Source organism: Clostridium guangxiense (genome assembly GCF_021043395.1).
GTDB lineage: Bacteria > Bacillota > Clostridia > Clostridiales > Clostridiaceae > Clostridium_S > Clostridium_S guangxiense.
In genome coordinates this window covers 1-19,421 of sequence record NZ_JAJNKE010000007.1, presented here as the reverse complement: position 1 = coordinate 19,421, position 19,421 = coordinate 1, and the positions used below count along the sequence as shown (strand labels likewise).

The following is a 19,421-nucleotide window of genomic DNA, read 5'->3' as shown; positions in this document are numbered from 1 at the left end:
AATAAAAAGTTTTAAATTTGTTAATAATTTGTATTTCTTATTGTAACAATAATAGGTTACCATATAAGTATAGCAAGTGAATATATAAATCCCTCATGATTGCATTTTATATGAAAACAGTTGGCTAGTCCCCCTATCCAACTGTTTTTATTTTTAGGCTTTGTTTTAAAACATAGTCTATTTTTATAACAATTTTATAAGGACAACGATTAAAAATCTTGACTTGAAGCTTATTTAAAATTAATATTATATGTATGAAAATATTTACATTATTTATATAGAAAGGAATAATTATGGGAAGAAGTGAGAATTCAAGGAGTAAAAAAAGAAAAAATAAAATTAGAAATTTAATTGTATTTATTTTGTTTGAATTTATATTTACTGCTGTGACTGCTTTACCGGTTGCTCTTTACGGACCATTTAAAAATGTAAGAAATGCTATAGTTAGTACTATTATGGCTACAGGTTCGCATCAATACATAGCAAAATGGTTTTTTAGTGATGCTAAAATAAACGCAATAATAAAAGAAGAAAATAAAGCTGAAAATGCCATTGACAATAAAAAAGTTGAGCGTGTAAAAGTGAGTTATAACAATGATGGAGTTATAAGATATGATCCTACAGTTAGTGATTACAATGCCATTGTTTATGTAATTAAAAATCCTAAAAGAGTTAAAATAGGGTACGCAAATAAAATAGGATATGTAGGAGATACAACACATGATATAGCTAAAAGATACAATGCGCTTATTGCAATGAATGGAGGATATTATGTGGATACATCTGGAAATGGAACAGGGGCAATTCCAACGGGGTTTGTTATTTCTGATGGAAGAATAGTTTATCCTAAGAATAAAAGTAAGTGGGATGAAAAAATGGATGATGTAATGAGTATTGATGCATACGGTAATCTTTCTGTTGGAAAAAAATACTCTCCCAATGAGCTTATTAAAGATAACATAAAGAATGCCTTTGTAACAGGACCATATATTATAAAAGATGGTAAGGATCATATACAGGATGATGGAATGGATGGATTTAGTCCAAGAACGGTTATAGGGCAGGCAGAAGACAAAAGTATTATATTTTTAACTGTTGATGGAAGGCAGGGACTAAAATTAGGAGCGAATCTCAAGGATGTACAAAGAATAATGAGAAGTTTTGGTGCAGTTAATGCGGTGTGTCTTGATGGAGGAGGTTCTACAACAATGTATTATAATGGCGAAGTTATAAATAATCCTTCTAGTGCTACTGGCGAAAGAGCTGTGCCAGATATATTGTATGTAGAACGTTAGTGAGGTGAAGACAATATGAAAAAAGTAACGAAGGTAATTATTTGGGTACTTATTTCCTTGGCAATTCAATCTGTAGTACTTCTTTATTTTAATAACTTTTACACAAGAGATAAAAAGATTACTTACAAAAGAATTGATGTGCCAAGTGAAAAAAAGACAAATGTTAAAGCCGATATTCCATATGATGCACGTAATATTGAGGCGTCTTCTACTGGAAAATTTGTATCGTATTATTTAAAAAATTCAATTCATGTTATAACAATGAAGGATAATAAGGATAATGTTATTAAATTAAATGTGCCCATAGAAAATGTAAGTATAAACTGGATGTCAAGTGATGATAAACTTATGGTTATAGAAAGAAAGAATGCTGATATAAAGGTTTCAACATATGATCCAAAGGAAACAAAGGAAAATAAATTAATTAAAAATTTGGATGTTAATAATGAATGGAAATCTTATCCTATTAACAGCAATTATAAGATTACTGGGATTCAGCAAAACAATAAAAACACATTAATATACTTAAAAATTACTGAAAATGGTTCTAAAAACTACAGTTTTTTAAAAAAATTGGATATATCAACTGGGATAAAAAAAATGGATTTGCCAATACATAACATAGGCAATTATTATATTTTTAAAGCTGAAAATGTAGTTGTATTTGAAGATGAGGTTGATAAAAAAATTTATGCAGCACATGAAGTTAAAAAAGATGTATGGCGTACTCAGCCGCTTCAAATACAAGGAGTGACTGGTTTAAAGCTTCTTTACGTAGATGACAATGGAATAGTTTATGTAGGTAAGTTTGTGAATGGTAAGATTAATGCAATTTATACATGTGATATTTCTACAGGAAAGGCAGAAGGCAGCTCTAATAAAATAACAGCGGTTAAAGGCAATTGGAACAAAATTACATTAAAGACCAAAGTTGATTCAAAACACATATATGTTTCAGATCTTGGAGATATATATACAGTAGATAATGAAAAAGGAATAATACTAAATATAAAAACAGGAAAAAGATTTTCTTTTAAAGGTACCTATGTTTGTATGTTTGGAGATAGTACTGGCGGTGGAATAATAAGTTTAAGTGATGGTAAGATTATAGAAACTGTGATTTAATAAAAATTCATGAAATTATAATTTTATCATTGACACTAATTATAAGAAGTAATATAATCTATTTTAAATACGAAGAAGAGAAGAGTAATTTTAATGAAATTTTAGGGATAAAACATCTCTGAAAACTTGAAATTTATTTGTACTAAAATGATATCTTCTGGGCGTTATGGTGCAAATAAATTTCATTAGTTGAAGTGGTTTATCCATGTAAGCGAATCGGGTTTGGTGCGAGCCGAGAAAAGTTATTAAAATGAAGGACATCTCGGAGTAGATTATTTGAAATTTAAGGCATCTGAAAAAAATAACAAGTCCATATTGTGAGATGATTTTGTGTAATACGAGAAAACTGGTTCCGTTAATACTAGGCAGTCTTAGCGGGTTCAGTTGACGAAATATTACACAAAATTAGCCACTAGATGGACTGATTATTTTCTTGAAGATGCCTAAGTAGGATAATCCGGTTTCTACCGTTAAAAGGTTAAAGTGAATCAGCTTATTGATTAAGTAAGGATGGTACCGTGGGAATATGCTCTCACTCCTAATTGGAGTGGGAGCTTTTTTTATTAGAGTACAGACTACAATGAATGTGAATTTACCTTCCTTACGTAAGATAAATCTTAAAACTTATGTATTACCAGCTTTGCTGAGTATGATTGTATAAGTATTAAATTTTAAGATTTTCAGCTTCAGCAGAAAATCACCTTTCATTGTGAATTGTGAACTGTGAATTGATTTAAGTTGGTTAATCAGGGTGGCACCGCGAATGATTCGTCCCTTTTATATAATTTTAATTAGTAAATCGCTATTTGAATTTGTAAAATCTCGATGTTTCTACGAATTTTACGAAAATCAAATAGCAGAGTTACTTTAAAATTTGTATCAGGGACGTTTTTTATACAAAATTTTATAGGAGGAATCAGACTATGGAAAGATGTTTAGTAAATGAGGTTCAAAGTAATTTAGAGAAAACAGTAAAACTTCAAGGATGGGTTCACAGAATAAGAAAACTTGGAAAGATTGCATTTATGCTTTTGAGAGATAGAACAGGAATAGTGCAATGTGTAGTAAGCACAAAGCAGGTAGATATAAAAGATTTAAAACTAGAAAGTGTGATTGAAGTTAATGGAGTTGTTAAAAGGAACAAGGATGATTTTGAACTTCAAGTAGATAATTTGAAAATAATGTCTTTGGTAAAAGAAGATCTGCCTATAGAAATAAATAGTGAAAGCATTGAGGCAAATATAGACACTATTCTAAATCATAGAGTTTTGAGTATGAGAAATGAAAAGATAAATGCGGTATTTAAGGTTGAAGCAGAAATTGCACATGGTTTTTCTAAATTTTTAGAGCAGGAAGATTTCACAGAGATATTTACACCAAAGATAACTGCTGAAGGAGCAGAGGGTGGAACAGAGCTTTTTGAATTAAAGTATTTTGATAGGAAAGCATATCTTGCACAAAGTCCTCAATTTTATAAGCAAATGATGGTTGCAGCGGGATATGAAAGAGTGTTTGAAATAGGTCATGTCTATAGAGCAGAAAGTCATGATACTAAAAGGCATTTAAATGAATACGTGAGTATGGATTTAGAAATGGGATTTATTAATGATGAGATGGATTTGATAAAGCTTGAAGTTAAACTTTTAAAGAATATATTTAAGCATATAAAAGAAAAATGCCAAAAGGAAATTGAACTTCTTAAAGTTGAAATCCCAGAAATACAAGATGAACTTCCAGTTATGACGCTTCAGGAAGCAATAAAAATATTAAGAGATAAGTACAATAAAACAGAGCTCACAACGGATATAGATCATGAGGGAGAGGAACTTATAGGGGCCTTTATAAAGGAAAAATATAATTCTGATTTTGTATTTTTAACACACTATACTAGAGAAAAAAGGCCAATGTATACAATGCCTTGCGGAAAAAATTTAACACACAGCTTTGATCTTATTTTTAGAGGAATGGAAATAACAACAGGAGGTCAAAGAATACATGACTATGAAATGCTTAAAAAGGGCATGATAGAAAAAGGATTAAATCCAGATGATTTTAAAAATTATTTGGATACCTTTAAATTTGGAATGCCTCCTCATGGCGGTCTTGCAATAGGGCTTGAAAGACTTACAATGAAACTTCTAAAACTAGATAATATAAGGGAGGCAGAAGCGTTTGTAAGAGATAAAAAAAGACTGCTACCTTAGCAGTTGATAGATGGCACTAGAAGCATATAAACTGGAATTTAACTCAGAGCACAGAGTACAAAGTACAGGGTACAGTGAAGGATGATTTTTCTCCGCTATGCTTCGAAAAATCTTAAAACTTAATACGCCCAAAGCGCTTAAAATATAGTGTTCAGCGCAGCTGACACTATCAAGTTATAAGATTTACCTAAGCGAAGCAAAAGGTAAATCCACCTTCATTGTACTCTGTACTCTGTACTTTGTACTCTGCTTTACAACTTCCAGTTTGTCGGGATAAAATTGAAACTTATAACTTCTAAGTTACTTGAGTATAAATTAATATATTATACTTATAATTGTAATATGATTGTCACAATTATAAGTTATTATATAATCATAGCAAATGAATCATTCCCCTATAAAATATCATAGAAATAGAGACAGCTGGACAGTCCCCCTATCCAGCTGTCTTTCGTTATAATTTACAGTCCATTTAAATGTAAATTGACAGCTATTTTAAGCTAGTGTATTATTTAAGGCAATAATATGTGTAGGAGGAAAAATAATGAATGAAGATAATATTAGTATGTCATGTAGTGCACTAAGTTTTTTTGCACTTGTTGGGGCATTTATATTTGGTGGCATAGCTGGAAATACTAAAAACCCTTATTATTTACTAGGAGTACTAGCTGCAATTATATTAATCATTATAATTACATATGTAAAGGCAAGATTAATAAATATAGTTAATTATAGAAATTTTAAGGAGCATTGGGGTAATTTTCAAAAGAGAAAAAGAAATTTTAAATCCACTCAAAAGTTTTTTACGCTTGCAAGAAAAAAAGATAGCAATTTTAGTATTGACGATCAAACCTGGGCTGATCTTAATATGGATGAATTATTTCAGCTTATTGACAGAACAGTAACTTCCCCTGGTGAAGAAATGCTTTATAAAATTTTGAGAGAACCAGAGCTTAAAGAAGAAAAACTATTAGAGAGAAATAGAGTTATAAAGTTATTTAAGAATAATGCTGAAATAAGAAACAAAATTGGAATAGAACTTGTTAGACTAGGGAGAATGAGCGACAATGGAGTCTATTCTATAATAACTAAGGATTTTGATGTGAATTATAAATATAAATATTTATTCGATTTCTTAGCATTAGCCTTCCTAGTAGCTGTTATCACAATACCTATTTTCAAGCTTAAATTTATCATAATAGCTGGTGCTTTGTTTGTTATAAATAATTTGCAGCATGGTAAATTTAAAAGGGATGTTGAATCATATATAAATTCTCTTGGATATCTGAATGGCATAATACATGGAGCGGAGAGTATATCTAAAATTAATAATGATGAAATAAAACACTATACTGAAATTTTAAAAAGAACTTCTAAAAGCGTATCGGTAATAGTTAAGCAAACAGCTGGACTTCAAGCATCAAATGGGCTTAGAGATCCTGTTGTTGACATGTTATATTCTGTATTTTTAATAGAAGAAAGAAAGTTTTTTTCATCAATTAATGATATAAAAAAGTATAGAGCTGATTTAAAAGAACTTTACAAGACTTTAGGCGAACTGGATGCATTAATGTCTGTAGCTTCGTTTAGAGAATGGATAGGAGCAGCTTGTACAGAGCCTGAATTTGTAAGTGATGAAAATACTATAGAAGCTGAGAAAGTTTATCATCCTTTAGTAGAAAAGGCAGTGGCAAATTCAATAACTTTAGAAAACAAGGGCATAATACTTACAGGAACCAATATGTCTGGAAAATCGACATTTCTTAGAACAATTGGCGTAAATGCACTTTTAGCTCAAACTATATATACGTGCACTGCAGAATCCTACAAGACAAGCTTTTTCAAGATAATGACATCTATAAGTCCAGAAGATAATATATCTTCAGGAAAGAGTTATTATTTTAGAGAGGCAGAAGCTCTTAAAAGAATAATAAACGAGTGCGGAGACGAACCTGTTTTATGTATTGTAGATGAGATATTTAGAGGAACTAATCCTGTTGAGAGGGTTAATGCAGCGGCTGAAATATTAAATTACATAAGTAGACATAATACCCTTACGCTGGTAGCAACTCATGACCTTGAGCTTACAGAAATTCTTAAGGATAAATATTTATGCTATTACTTTACAGAGGATATAAATGAAGAAGGTCTTAAATTTGACTACAAAATAAAAGAAGGTGTATGTAAAAATAGAAATGCAATAAAACTTTTAAAATATCTTGAATATCCTGAGGAGATAATACAAAAAACTAATGAGAGACTCTTAAAAATATAGGAGGTTATTTCATGGAGGATATTAATAAAATTTTTGGGGAAATAGATTATCACCTTATGAATGATTCAAAACCATCTGAGTATTTAAATACATTACTTAAGGAAAATAAACTTAATAAGTATCCATTTAACATGCTGGGTGACCTTGAAAAAGTAGAACAGGAACCTAAACATCATCCAGAAGGCAATGTATGGAAACATACAATGCTTGTAGTTGACAATGCAGCTCAAAGTAAAGATAAAAGTTCAGATAAAAGAGCTTTTATGTGGGGGGCACTTCTTCACGACATAGGTAAAGCAAAGGCAACTAAGGTAAGAAAAGGAAGAATAACTGCCTATGATCATGACAAAATGGGAGAGGAACTTGCAGAAGAATTTTTTAAATGCTTTAATGAACCGCAGGATTTTGTGAATAAGGTTGTTAAGCTTGTAAGATGGCACATGCAGACATTTTTTATTGCCAAAAACATGTCGTTTGCAGAGCCGGAAAAAATGAAAAGCGAAACTTCTACTTCTGAAATAGCACTTTTATCATTATGTGATAGACTTGGTAGAAAACCCATTTCAAAGGAAAGAGAAAAAGAAGAAAGAGAAAGCATTAACACTTTTCTTAGGAAAATGAAAAAGATTTAAACTTAAATAGAGTAGAGAGTAAAGAGTAGAGAGTAGAGTGAAGGATGATTTACCTTTCGTTTCTCTTAGGTAAATCTTAGAACTTATTAGCATCAGCTGTGATGAACACTATATTTTATGCAATGCGTAAGCATTAAGTTTTAGATTTTACGCAGCGATAGCGGAGAAAAATCTACCTCCACTCTACTCTTTACTCCCTACACTCTGCTCTGAATTTTTAAGCTTACTTGTATAACCTTAGTTAAATAAAATCTAAAACTTTCATGTATTTCTAATATTGGGGTTGGTGTTTTAATGAAAATAATAATAAAATTTATACTTACAAATATAAAAGAAAAGAAGTTAAGAGCTTTTTTAATTATGTTTTCAATAATGGCTTCTACAGCCTTATTCTTTGCCTCCAGTGGAACTGCCTCAACTATTAAAAAGACCTTTACAGAAGTGACAAAACAGTACCTTGGCAATGCAGATATACAGATATATGCAAATGGAAAATCGCCATCTCCTTTTATAAGTGTATCCAAAGCAAATAAATTTAAAAATAAAATAGACTATGCTATTGGTGAGATTGATGCTAGTGGTGTATATACAAAGGAAAACAAAGATAGAAATATAACACTTAGAGGTTTCAATTATGAGGATATAAATATAATGAACCCTCTTAATTTTTATAAATCTTCTTCTGTAAAGCCTTTTAATGGAAATAAGATAATAATAAGTAAGAAATCTGCTGATAGGTATTCACTTAATGTGGGAGACAAGATAAAAATAAAAATTGGTGATAGTACCATGACTTTTAATGTGGCTGGAATAGCTGAAAATACAGGATTTTTTGCAATAGAAAGCGATAAAAATATGATGGCAATAGTTCCTTTAAAGGCAGCTCAGCAAATAAACAATGCCGGAAATCAAGTGTGGAGTATATATGTAAAAGCTAAAAATAAAGGTGATATGGATAATCTAATAAAAGATTTATCAATAGTTTATAAAAATTATACTGTTGAAAAAGCAATAGACGATAAATCAGTTGAAGAACAAACAGGGCAAATTGTATTGGCTTTTAGAGCTATGATGATGGTAGTTCTTATAATGAGTATGTTTATAATATATACTGTATTTAAGGTCGTTGTAACAGAAAGGATGCCTGTAATAGGCACATTCAGAAGTATAGGGGCAACAAGAATGACTACAAGCACTGTCCTTATAGTGGAGAGTGTTTGCTATGGAATATTAGGTGGTATAATAGGTGATTTCGCAGGTATAGGAATACTTAAACTGTTGGCGAGAATTATGAGTAGGCAGTTATCTGATGACTTTACAATAAATATATCAATTGAATATGACTTAAAACAGTTAATTGTAGCTTTCCTATTTGCAATTGCAGTTTCATTTATAAGTTCTATTGTACCTATAGTTAAGGCCGCTAGACTTTCTGTAAAAGATGTTGTTTTAAATACAATAGATACAGTAGAAAAGGAAAAATTCTGGAAGTTTATCCTGGGAATAGCGATTATCATTTTATCAACTATAGTTCCAAGGCTTGTAGCTAAAAATTCAATGGGTAAGTTTTTAGATATGGTGTTTGATATCATAAGCATGATTGCAGCAGTTATTGGAATTATTGTTATTGTTCCATACGTAACTGAGATTTTTGTTAAAGTATTTGAAGTAATATATGGTATTATTTTTGGAAATGAAGGGTTGTTAGCAGCTAAAAATTTGAGAAAAAATAAAAATCTCATGAATAACATTTCTCTTTTAACTATAGGAATTTCAACTTTATTTATGTTAAACGTTGCAAGTTATAGTGTGGGAAAAGAAATAGTTAAAGCCTATGGCATATTTAAATATAATGTGTGGATGGATAATGATGATGGAAAATCTGTTGATAGAACAGTATTGAATAGAATTAAAAGTAACTATGGAGTAAGCGATGTTGAACCAGTATATTTCTCCTGGGATGTGGAAATTGAAAATAGTGACAACAAAATTTCTGGGATATATTTTTTAAGCAAATATGATATTGAAAATTATTTGGACATAAAGTTGTTTCAAGATAAAAGTGCAGTTATTAGAAGTTTTGAAAACGGAAGAAATATAATTATGACAACTACTGATCTAAAAAAGCTAAATAAAAAAGTAGGAAATTATATAGGTATTAAAACTTTTAGAGGAAATAGAGAGTATAAAATAGTTGGATCTTTTAATACTCTTATGAACAATGGGAGTAGTGCAATAATTCCTGAAAAATACGCTAAGGGTGATTTCAATTTATTTCAGCCAAGCTTTGTATATATAAAAACTTATGTAGATGCGGCTCATGTAAAAAATGATTTAGTTAAAAAATTTAAAGATAAGGCACTTACTATAAAAACTATCACAGAAAGAGAAAAAGAGAACACAGATTATATAAATAAGACACTTTTTCTTATAAAGGCTTTCCCAATATTGGCCCTTATAATAGGAGCAGTGGGGGTTTTAAATAACTTTGTTATAAGTTTTATGGAGAGAAAAAGAGCTCTTGCAATTTACGCTTCTGTTGGCATGAGTAAGTTCCAAACTAGAAAAATGCTTTTTATAGAATCTATATCAATTGGTATCATTGGCAGCATATGCGGAATTATAGGCGGCGTTTTAATGACAGAGACAATGCCTTTTATACTTATGCTTGCGGATTTCCCGATGGATATGCATTATTCAAAGGGTGTCTTCATAATGAGCTTTGTACTTGGAATTTTAATAACTGTTCTTGCATCTTTTGTGCCAGCACTTAAGTCTTCTAAAATGAATATAATAGAAGCTATTAAGTATGAATGACGGGAAGTAATGGTGGTTCGGAACATTAAAAAAAGTACATAAATCTAAGGAGAATATTTTCAAAATCCTAAGAGCTTTCAATAACTCGCTGACGCTCAGACAGATTGAAAGCTCTAAGTATTTTTAAAATATTCTTCTAAGATTTATTGTACTTTTTTTAAACTGTTCTTTCACCACCATTACTTCCCTCGAGCCGAAAAGAATGAGTAGGGCATGTTTTATTTAGAATACTGATAAATTTTATTAGCAAGGAAGTATTTGGAGACAAGATTATTTCCAACTTTCGTAATGTACTTTGCTTTGGTTGTATCTATCTATAAATTTATTTTCTTGACCATCTGGATATCCAACAGAAATTAAAGCAAAAGGCTTGATATTTTCTGGCAAGTTAAAGAAATTTGTTATAAACTTAGAGACTTCTTCTGACGTTGCAACTCCAAGCCATACAGCTCCAAGATCTAATGCTACTGCTTCTAATAAAAGATTTTCTGCTGCGGCTCCCATATCTTGCTGCCAACCTGTTTGGATTCTAAACGCTTCAGTATTTGCAACAAGTATAATTGCAGCACCACAACTTGCTACCATCTTTGAATATGGACTCATATTTGAAAGTTTACTTAATGTATCTTTATTTTGTACGACGATAAACTCCCATGGTTGTTCATTGATTGCTGATGGAGCTTGCATTGCTGCCCTTAAAAGTTTTTCTATTTTTTCCTTTTCAATTGGTTTATCCTTATATTTTCTTACACTTCTCCTGTTAAAAATTGCATTCATTTTTATTACCTCCATTTTAGTTTTTATATATTTAAAACATAGTATATAAGACTATACTTAGTTGTACATACAATCTATTATTAGAGAAAAGCTAATATAAAAATTTTTATTAATATAAAACTTCTCACTTAAAATTCCGTAGGAACGGAGGAATTTTTTCCTTGCACCACCGTGAGAGTGAAGTAACAATGCTGAAGGAACGATTTAAAAAAATTCTAATAAATCTTGGTTTAAAAATTGTAAAATACTTAGATATTTCAATCTGTTTGAGCGTATGCGAGTATAAACATACGCGGGGTTTGGGCTTTGCCCATTATTCTTCTTGAACCCAAAGCAACCACTTTTTTTAAATAACCACTTAGATTTATAGGATTTTTTTAACGCGACGAAGCATTATTACTTCACAACTTCCAGTTTATCTAAATAATACATTCCATTACTTTGAAAGAGAAGATTGTTACTTCTCGTAGGAGTCTATTTTGTTGCATGTATTGTTAATTATTTTGGTGAGGCTTTTATATTCATTTTCACCTAAGGCATTTAAACATCTTAAATGAAGATTTTCCCATGCTTTATTAATTTGAGCTTGAAGTTCTAGTCCTTTATCTGTTAAATATATAAACGAGTTTTTACCCTCACTTTTTCTGTTTAAGAGACCTTTATTTTCGAGCTTATCAATGAATCTAGTTGTTGTAGATGGTGTAATATGAAGAATTTGCCCTATTTCTTTTTGGCCTATACCTTCATTTTCATGTACGATACTAATTAAAAATGCATAAGTAGAAGATAATCCAGTAATTCTAAACTCCTCATCTGCCATTTTTCCTAATGTTCTAGATAACTTATTACATGAGAAATATAAGCAATCACATAATACTTCATTTATATTTGACATTATTTTTTCTCTCCACACAGTTTTATTTTAAAAATAGTATTGTTTGTACATACAACTATATATTATAAAATTAAATATGTCAATTGAAGTTTTTAAACAAAGTCTAAAATTTTATAAATGAATAATATATAACCATGATGCAAATAATATAAAAAAATAAGTGAGGTGTTAGCATGAGTGATAAATCTAAGGTTATAAAAGTAAAGAAAAACCCTCAGGGAGATATAACTGACGTAATGCTTGATAATGGAAATGTATATTCAATAGACGAAGCAATAACAATGGCAAAGGATGATTTAATAGAGGGTGTAAACGTTGGTAAGGCAAAGAATGGTAGAGAGTATTTGAGAAGTAACCCTAATGGTAATGAGGGAGATAATCTAGATAATAAGCCAATTTTTTAAGCATAAAGGGAAAGGATATGCAGATACAGCATATCCTTTTTTTATATTTTGTGACATTAGTCATAAATTTTTATTACTTAAGTCAGTATGAAAGTACAATCTTTTTTAATATAATAAAGACATTGTATTGATTCTATTTATAGCATAGTATACTATTAAAGTATTACATGTATTTAAAACAAATTATAAAATAGGAATGGGGTGAATCAATGGGAATAATTCTTAAATTTATGCTAAGAAATATAAAAGAAAAGAAATTAAGAACTTTTCTTGTGGTTTTTTCAATAATGGCATCAACAGCGTTGTTTTTTGCATCAAGTGGAATGAGCACTAGTATAAAACAGACTTATGTAGATATTATAAGACAGTATTATGGAAATGCGGATATAGAAATACATTCAAATAGTAAATCTCCAACACCATATTTAAGCATGGAAAGAACTGATACAGTAAAAAGTAAAACTGATTATGCAATTGGAGAAATGGATGCAAATGGAGTATACACTCATGGTGATAAGGACAGAAATATAATGTTAAGAGGTTTTAATTATGATGACATAAAACTTATGGACTTATTTGATTTTAATAGTAAGGGTTCTGTTACGCCATTTAGCGGGGAAAAAGTAATAATAAGCAAAAAATCTGCTGATGAATATGGATTTTCTGTAGGAGATAAAATTCCTATAAAAGTAGGTAAAGACTCCATAAGTCACAAATATACCATAGTTGGCATAGCGGATAATAAGGGCATGTTTGGAATGGAAAGCGATGAAAATATGATGGCTATAATTCCAAGGCAGCAAGCTGAGAATATAAATAACATAAAGGGAGAAGTCTCATTAATATATATAAAAGCATCAAACTCCAATGATATAAAGCAAATTGTAGATGAACTTACACCTGCATATAACCACTATACTGTAAGAAAAATAATCGATGAGAAACAGATAGATGAATCACTTGGACAAATAACTATGGCATTTAGAATGATGATGATTGTGGTTTTAATGATGAGTGCATTTATAATATATACGGTGTTTAAGGTAATAGTTACAGAAAGGCTTCCAGTAATAGGAACCTTCAGAAGTATTGGTGCCACAAAGATATCTACTAGTTTGGTTCTTGTAGGAGAGAGCATAATATACGGCATAATAGGCGGAATATTAGGAAATCTTGCTGGAATTGGCATACTAAAGGTACTCATGAAACTTATTGCATCTCAAATGGCACAAGGAATAACTATAGCTCCTTCTGTTAGCTATAATTTTGGACAATTATTAAGTGCATTTATATTTTCGATAATTATTTCATTTTTAAGTTCTATTGTTCCTATAGCCAAATCATCAAGATTGTCAGTTAAGGATGTTGTACTTAATACTATAGATAATGCTGAAAAAGAAAAACTATGGAAGTTAATTTTAGGATTGGTGTTTGTAGCAGGTGCATTTAGTACTCCAAATGCTATAAAAGGAAGTTCATTAAATAGCAGCACATCTTTAATGATACTTGTAGTATGCATGGTGCTTTCGGTTATAGGTATTGTAATAATTATCCCATATGTCACTGAACTTTTGGTAATAATACTAAGTAAATTATACAATATTATATTTGGAAATGAGGGCAGTTTGGCTGCAAAAAATCTAAGAAAGAATAAAAGCTTGATAAATAATATTTCACTTCTAGCAATAGGCATATCAACATTGTTTATGATTAATGTTGTTAGCTCTAGTGCAGGAACGGTACTTGTTAAGGCTTATGACTTTTTTAACTATGATCTATATGTAAATAATGATGATGGCAACTCACTAGACAATTCAACCATCAGTGATGTAAAAAATACAGTGGGAATAAAGGAAGTTGATGAAGATTATTCATCTCAAAATATTGAGGTTATTGGAAATAAAGAACCTATTACTCAAATTAGATTTATGAATACTTATGAAATAGATAATTTTGCAAAAGTTAAAATGCTTCAAGATAAGAATGAGGTATTTAAAAATTACAATGATGGCAGAACTATAATACTTACTAAAAGCAATATGAAAAGATATAACAAGCAAATTGGAAATTATATTACCATAAAGACAACCAGAGGAAATAAGGATTACAAAATAGTTGGTTCCTTTGATACAATGATGGAAGATGGAAATATGGCGTTGGTACCTAAAAAGTATGCTAAAGGAGATTTCAAACTATATCAATGTTCTTCTTTAGATATTAAGACATATAAAGATCCCGAAGAAATGAAAAATGTTCTTTCTAAAAGGTTTAAAACTAGGCGGTTGACAATTGAGACTGTAGCACATCAAGAAGAAGAAAATAAAAAGCAAAATGACGGAATGCTTCTAATAATTAAGGCATTTCCTATAATGGCACTTATAATAGGAGCTTTTGGCGTAATAAATAACTTTGTTATAAGTTTCATAGAAAGAAAAAGATCACTTGCTGTTTATGCTTCTGTTGGCATGAGTAGACATCAGACGAGAAAAATGTTATTTGTAGAGTCACTTTTAATAGGGCTTATAGGGAGCTTATGTGGAATTGCTGGTGGAATGCTTATGATTTATATAATGCCATTTATGTTTGATTTGGCAAACTTTCCTATGGAATTGAATTATTCAAGTAGTGTTTTTGGAACAAGCATTTTACTTGGAGTTTTAATAACTGTTGTAGCTGCAATTGTTCCATCACTTAAGTCATCTAAATTGAACATTATAGAAGCTATAAAATATGAATAAAGATATAGGAGGCATAGAATGGAAGTTTTAGAAGAAAAAGTTCAACCTAAACTTGGTAAGCCAGTTATAGAAACCACTAATTTAAATAAATCCTTTAAACTTGGTAATGAGAATGTAGAAATTCTAAAAGATATTAATCTTGTTATAAAAGAAGGCGAATTTGTATCTATAATGGGTCCTTCTGGTTCTGGCAAAAGTACTCTTTTGTACCTTCTTGGAGGACTTGATAAACCAACTACAGGAAGTGTTAAGATAGCCGGTAAGGAACTTTCAAGTATGAATGATAAAAAGCAGAGCATAATGAGAAGAAGAGATGTTGGTTTTGTATTTCAATTTTATAATCTAATACCTAATCTTAATGTTGAGGAAAATGTAATGCTTCCAATATTACTAGACGGAAAAAAACTTAAAAGTTATAGGGATAAGCTTGATGATATACTAAAAATAGTTGGTCTAGAGGATAGAAGAAAGCACACCCCAAGAGAACTTTCAGGTGGGCAGCAGCAGAGGGTTGCCATTGCAAGGGCACTTATAAATGATCCGGATGTAATACTTGCAGATGAACCTATTGGAAACCTTGATAGTAAAACTGGAACGGGAGTAATGGAACTTTTAAGAGAGATAAACCTTGAAAAGGGGAAAACCATAGTTCAAGTTACTCACTCTGAGGAAGCGGCAAAGTATGGTCAAAGGATAATATATGTGAGAGATGGAAAGGTGGTAGAAAGTAGATGAAAAAATCAAAGATAATACTCACGGCGATAATTATAGGAACACTTGTTACAGCTGTTGGATGTGGAAGTTCAAAATCTAACACACAAGGTACAAAGGAAACTACAAAAAAGGTTGCCAATAATTATGTAGAAGCATCAGGTGTTATAAAATCCCACAATACTGAAAATATAGTTATAGATGGTGGTGCCCAAGCTGTTATAAAGGTGAATTCCATTAATGTCAAAGAGGGACAAAAAGTTAAAAAGGGGGATAAACTTTTAGAGTTAGATTTATCTCAACTTAATTATCAAATAACGGCTAAAGAGAAGGCCGTAGAAGCAGACAAGGACTTAAAAAATGATGCCCAAAATCAAACGAATAATCAAAAAAATGCACAGGATGCAAAAATAGCTGCTGAACAAGCAGAAGTTGATGCACTTAAGTCCCTTTTAAATAAAGGTTATTTGAATGGAAGTAATGTAGTTTCTGATATGGATAATGCTGTTGTTACTGACCTTGGATATAAAAAAGGTGATGTGGTTTCAGCACAACAAAAAATACTTAGCCTTCAAGATTTAGGCAGCTTATATATAGATGCAAAGGTTGGAGAAGAATTTATAAAGGATGTTCAGGCAGGAAAAGCAGTTACTATAATTCCTACTTCAAATCCTTCAGCAAAGTATACAGGAAAAGTAGTTAGCATATCAAATGCAGCAGTTACAGAACAAAATGGAGAAACAAATATACCTGTAGAAATATCTATAGATAACAGCGATGGCAAACTTTTACCAAATTACAATGTAGACGTACAGATACAGAAATAAAATTTTTTATTTACCCTATAAAGAAATTTTAGATTTTACGATACTTATCTTACAGAAATAATTTTATCTATATTAAAAATGTACTTGGGAATGTTATTTGTGTTCCCAATCTCCCCTAAAATCCCGATATTGCCCAATCGGGATTTTTTTAAAAATATCTTTTTAAGGAGTAAATGAATTATGGAGAGAAAAGTATTAGAAGTAATAAGTTTGAAAAAATACTATAAAGGAAACAAAGCGGTGGATGGTATATCTTTTCATCTTAATGCAGGAGAAATAGTTGGACTTACGGGACCTAATGGAGCGGGAAAAACTACAACTATAAAATGCATACTTGGACTTCTTAGAAAAACGAAGGGAAAAGTTCTTGTAGATGGTATAGATAGCACAAAACAGGAATCAAAATATAAACTTGCTTATATACCAGAAACACCTGATATATATCCTATGCTTACTGTGTGGGAACATTTGAAATTTATTGCACTTGCTTATTATATAGATGATTGGCAGGAATATGGAAATGAAATATTAAAGAGATTTGATCTTTACGATAAGAAAAATATCCTTGGAAGAGATCTATCTAAAGGAATGAAACAAAAACTTTCAATTTGCTGTGCTCTTTTGCATAAACCGGATGTGTTTTTAGTAGACGAGCCTTTAATAGGACTTGACCCTAAAGCTATAAGAGAGCTTAAAGATGCTTTTAAGGCATTAAGGGCTGAAGGCAAATCACTTCTTATTAGTACCCATATGCTTGATACTGCTGAAGGACTTTGCGATAGAATAGTTGTCTTAAAGAAGGGAACTCTTATTTTGGAGGGGACTATAGAGGATTTGAGGCTTAAAGTTAATGCCGGAGAGGATTCTTCCTTAGAGGATTTATTTTTGGAGGTAACTGAGGATGAAGAGAAATAATCCTGTACGTGATTGTATAAATTTATCATATATAGAATTTTTAAAATTAAAAAACTATATAAAAGTTACTATGACAAATCCTCTTACAGCAATAAAATCTGCTTGGGCTTATATATTTCCAATAATAATATTTGCGATGCCCTTGTTTACGAATAAGAAATCAGTTAAAAGAAAAATTATTGATATTTCAATTAAAAATAATTTCACGCTCAACATAATTTTATTAATTGTAACTTTGATACTTTTAATTGTCTTGCTTTATTGTATATATTCTGCAGCAAATCAATATAGACCAAGTCAGTTTAGTATATCTGATGCAAATTATCTTTTCTCGTCTCCAATTGAACCAAGAACAATATACTTATGGACTATGTTAAGGAGTATTATTAATAGTTTTGGAACGATTTTGTTTTTTATGCTTGTATATTTTTTGTATGGATACAGATATTTTAAACTAAATTTACCCAACTTTGGTTATGTTGCTTTTGGATTATTATTTTTAGTGCTGTTTCTAAAGTCACTTTCGTTTTTTATATATTCCATGTGCATGAAATTTAAAATAGGTAAATTAATTAAAATTTTTGTGTATTTATGTATGGCGGCATCAGGAATATATGTGATTGGGTCAATCATATATAAACGTGACATTTTAAAAGGATTATTTTTCAGCATTAATAGCAATGTAATCAGTAATGTTCCAATACTGGGGTGGACAAAAGATGCTTTGATTTCACCATTTTTCCCACAATATAATCCATTATACAAAGTCATAGCTTTATTTATTGTTGCCTCTGTCTTTTTCTTTTTAGCTGTTTATTTTGCTACAGATTATTATGAAGAAGCGGTTGGAACCATTGAAATTATGGAGCGAAATAAGAAAGCAATAAAATCACAAAACGCTGATGATATTCAAGATATGGCAAGTAAAAAAGAGAAAAATAAAGAAGTAAAGGCGGTAAAAGATAAATTTGAATATAAGGGCGCCTGGGCATTTGTATGGAAAGCACGTATTGTGAATCATAGAACTTCTAGTAATGTAATTATGTATATATTTTGGGTTTTAGCATTTGTAGTTTCTATGATTGTAGCATATTTTGAAAGAAGCTTAAGCTCAGATAAAATTTTAAGTGAATATCTTATAGTTGCATTTAGCATGGTAGCTTCAGGAGGAATGGGTATATCTCCATTAAAATATGAAAGAACAAAGCAGTATTTATTTATAATACCAGGTAAGGCATGGGAAAAGATGATCGCACTTCATTTCTTTGATTTTATAAGGAATTTTGTGTTAAACCTTTGTATTGTACTTCCTATTGTAATTATGAATAGAAAGGCTAATTTATTTGGAGTGTTATTCTTACTTCTTGGATTATGGGGAACCTATATAGTTACAGTATTTAATAAACTTTTGATAAATTTAATTATGCCTTCCTTTGATGATGGAAAAAATGGCTTTTTAATGATAGTATTTGATGTACTCGTTTTTGCACCAGCTGGTGGAGCTGCAGCACTTGCAGGATATTTCCTATTTCACAGTATAGTTTGGGGATTGCTTGTATATTGCATTGGAATAATTGCCACTGGAGCAGTTTATTGCGTTTTTATGCAAAGCCTATTTGGTGCAATAGAAATGAGGTAAGCTGCTACAATAAAGTATTATGTTGAAATGGATTGTTTCACTAAAAATTAATTCAATCGTGATTTATAAATATTGCGAAGTAACAGCATTTTGGAATATTAAATAAAATTAATAAATCTAAGCAGCAAATTGTTAAAATCTTAAGAGCTTTCAATAACTCACTAATC

At 30.5% G+C, this 19,421-nt stretch carries 14 protein-coding genes; 12 read left to right on the top strand and 2 right to left on the bottom strand.

Features of this window, described 5'->3' with window-relative positions; translation table 11 throughout:
- Positions 1 to 293 precede the first annotated feature (293 nt).
- The 6 genes from LQK79_RS06665 (at position 294) to LQK79_RS06640 (ending at position 10,348) form a co-directional block, all read left to right on the top strand.
- Positions 294 to 1,295: a phosphodiester glycosidase family protein gene (locus LQK79_RS06665; RefSeq protein ID WP_053240701.1), complete on the top strand. Its 1,002-nt coding sequence runs from the start codon at positions 294 to 296 to the stop codon at positions 1,293 to 1,295.
- A 15-nt stretch (positions 1,296 to 1,310) separates the two neighbouring features.
- Positions 1,311 to 2,420 carry a hypothetical protein gene (locus LQK79_RS06660; RefSeq protein WP_231016009.1) on the top strand — a complete coding sequence of 370 codons (1,110 nt, stop codon included), beginning with the start codon at positions 1,311 to 1,313 and terminating at the stop codon, positions 2,418 to 2,420.
- A gap of 923 nt (positions 2,421 to 3,343) precedes the next feature.
- Positions 3,344 to 4,624, top strand: coding sequence for an aspartate--tRNA(Asn) ligase (gene aspS, locus LQK79_RS06655; RefSeq protein ID WP_231016008.1), 1,281 nt, complete (start codon positions 3,344 to 3,346; stop codon positions 4,622 to 4,624).
- A gap of 544 nt (positions 4,625 to 5,168) precedes the next feature.
- A complete protein-coding gene (locus LQK79_RS06650; protein ID WP_231016007.1) occupies positions 5,169 to 6,899 on the top strand; it encodes a MutS-related protein in 1,731 nt (576 codons plus the stop codon).
- An 11-nt stretch (positions 6,900 to 6,910) separates the two neighbouring features.
- The gene (locus LQK79_RS06645; protein ID WP_053240703.1) at positions 6,911 to 7,531 is read left to right on the top strand and encodes an HD domain-containing protein; all 621 of its coding nucleotides are present in this window, start codon (positions 6,911 to 6,913) and stop codon (positions 7,529 to 7,531) included.
- Positions 7,532 to 7,825: 294 nt separating this feature from the next.
- Positions 7,826 to 10,348: an ABC transporter permease gene (locus LQK79_RS06640; RefSeq protein ID WP_053240704.1), complete on the top strand. Its 2,523-nt coding sequence runs from the start codon at positions 7,826 to 7,828 to the stop codon at positions 10,346 to 10,348.
- A gap of 270 nt (positions 10,349 to 10,618) precedes the next feature.
- On the opposite strand, the gene LQK79_RS06635 is transcribed toward LQK79_RS06640, so the two are convergent.
- Complete coding sequence (locus tag LQK79_RS06635) at positions 10,619 to 11,125, bottom strand: nitroreductase family protein (protein ID WP_053240705.1); 507 nt, start codon at positions 11,123 to 11,125, stop codon at positions 10,619 to 10,621.
- Between the two features lie 457 nt (positions 11,126 to 11,582).
- Positions 11,583 to 12,020, bottom strand: a complete 438-nt coding sequence (locus tag LQK79_RS06630; RefSeq protein WP_053243408.1) for a MarR family winged helix-turn-helix transcriptional regulator — start codon at positions 12,018 to 12,020, stop codon at positions 11,583 to 11,585.
- A gap of 173 nt (positions 12,021 to 12,193) precedes the next feature.
- On the opposite strand from LQK79_RS06630, the gene LQK79_RS06625 reads away from it, so the two are divergent.
- From LQK79_RS06625 to LQK79_RS06600, 6 genes are all read left to right on the top strand, one after another.
- Positions 12,194 to 12,424, top strand: coding sequence for a DUF3892 domain-containing protein (locus LQK79_RS06625; RefSeq protein WP_053243407.1), 231 nt, complete (start codon positions 12,194 to 12,196; stop codon positions 12,422 to 12,424).
- Between the two features lie 209 nt (positions 12,425 to 12,633).
- Positions 12,634 to 15,162, top strand: a complete 2,529-nt coding sequence (locus LQK79_RS06620; RefSeq protein ID WP_231016006.1) for an ABC transporter permease — start codon at positions 12,634 to 12,636, stop codon at positions 15,160 to 15,162.
- An 18-nt stretch (positions 15,163 to 15,180) separates the two neighbouring features.
- On the top strand, positions 15,181 to 15,897 hold the full coding sequence (locus tag LQK79_RS06615; protein WP_053243406.1) for an ABC transporter ATP-binding protein: 717 nt from the start codon (positions 15,181 to 15,183) through the stop codon (positions 15,895 to 15,897).
- Positions 15,894 to 16,700, top strand: a complete 807-nt coding sequence (locus LQK79_RS06610; protein ID WP_231016005.1) for an efflux RND transporter periplasmic adaptor subunit — start codon at positions 15,894 to 15,896, stop codon at positions 16,698 to 16,700. The genes LQK79_RS06615 and LQK79_RS06610 overlap by 4 nt, the downstream gene beginning before the upstream one ends.
- 180 nt (positions 16,701 to 16,880) lie before the next feature.
- A complete protein-coding gene (locus LQK79_RS06605; protein WP_231016004.1) occupies positions 16,881 to 17,615 on the top strand; it encodes an ABC transporter ATP-binding protein in 735 nt (244 codons plus the stop codon).
- Entirely contained in the window at positions 17,602 to 19,254 is a 1,653-nt protein-coding gene (locus LQK79_RS06600; protein WP_053243404.1) for a putative ABC exporter domain-containing protein, read from the top strand. Before LQK79_RS06605 ends, LQK79_RS06600 begins: the two co-directional genes overlap by 14 nt.
- The last annotated feature ends 167 nt before the right edge of the window (positions 19,255 to 19,421 follow it).

Bases quoted from the DNA above. Each gene is read 5' to 3' on its own strand.
- LQK79_RS06600 (WP_053243404.1), top strand. From the start codon at position 17,602: ATGAAGAGAAATAATCCTGTACGTGATTGTATAAATTTATCATATATA.
- LQK79_RS06635 (WP_053240705.1), bottom strand. From the start codon at position 11,125: ATGAATGCAATTTTTAACAGGAGAAGTGTAAGAAAATATAAGGATAAA.
- LQK79_RS06610 (WP_231016005.1), top strand. From the start codon at position 15,894: ATGAAAAAATCAAAGATAATACTCACGGCGATAATTATAGGAACACTT.
- LQK79_RS06665 (WP_053240701.1), top strand. From the start codon at position 294: ATGGGAAGAAGTGAGAATTCAAGGAGTAAAAAAAGAAAAAATAAAATT.
- LQK79_RS06630 (WP_053243408.1), bottom strand. From the start codon at position 12,020: ATGTCAAATATAAATGAAGTATTATGTGATTGCTTATATTTCTCATGT.
- LQK79_RS06660 (WP_231016009.1), top strand. From the start codon at position 1,311: ATGAAAAAAGTAACGAAGGTAATTATTTGGGTACTTATTTCCTTGGCA.
- LQK79_RS06620 (WP_231016006.1), top strand. From the start codon at position 12,634: ATGGGAATAATTCTTAAATTTATGCTAAGAAATATAAAAGAAAAGAAA.
- LQK79_RS06605 (WP_231016004.1), top strand. From the start codon at position 16,881: ATGGAGAGAAAAGTATTAGAAGTAATAAGTTTGAAAAAATACTATAAA.
- LQK79_RS06640 (WP_053240704.1), top strand. From the start codon at position 7,826: ATGAAAATAATAATAAAATTTATACTTACAAATATAAAAGAAAAGAAG.
- LQK79_RS06615 (WP_053243406.1), top strand. From the start codon at position 15,181: ATGGAAGTTTTAGAAGAAAAAGTTCAACCTAAACTTGGTAAGCCAGTT.
- LQK79_RS06645 (WP_053240703.1), top strand. From the start codon at position 6,911: ATGGAGGATATTAATAAAATTTTTGGGGAAATAGATTATCACCTTATG.
- LQK79_RS06625 (WP_053243407.1), top strand. From the start codon at position 12,194: ATGAGTGATAAATCTAAGGTTATAAAAGTAAAGAAAAACCCTCAGGGA.
- LQK79_RS06650 (WP_231016007.1), top strand. From the start codon at position 5,169: ATGAATGAAGATAATATTAGTATGTCATGTAGTGCACTAAGTTTTTTT.
- aspS (WP_231016008.1), top strand. From the start codon at position 3,344: ATGGAAAGATGTTTAGTAAATGAGGTTCAAAGTAATTTAGAGAAAACA.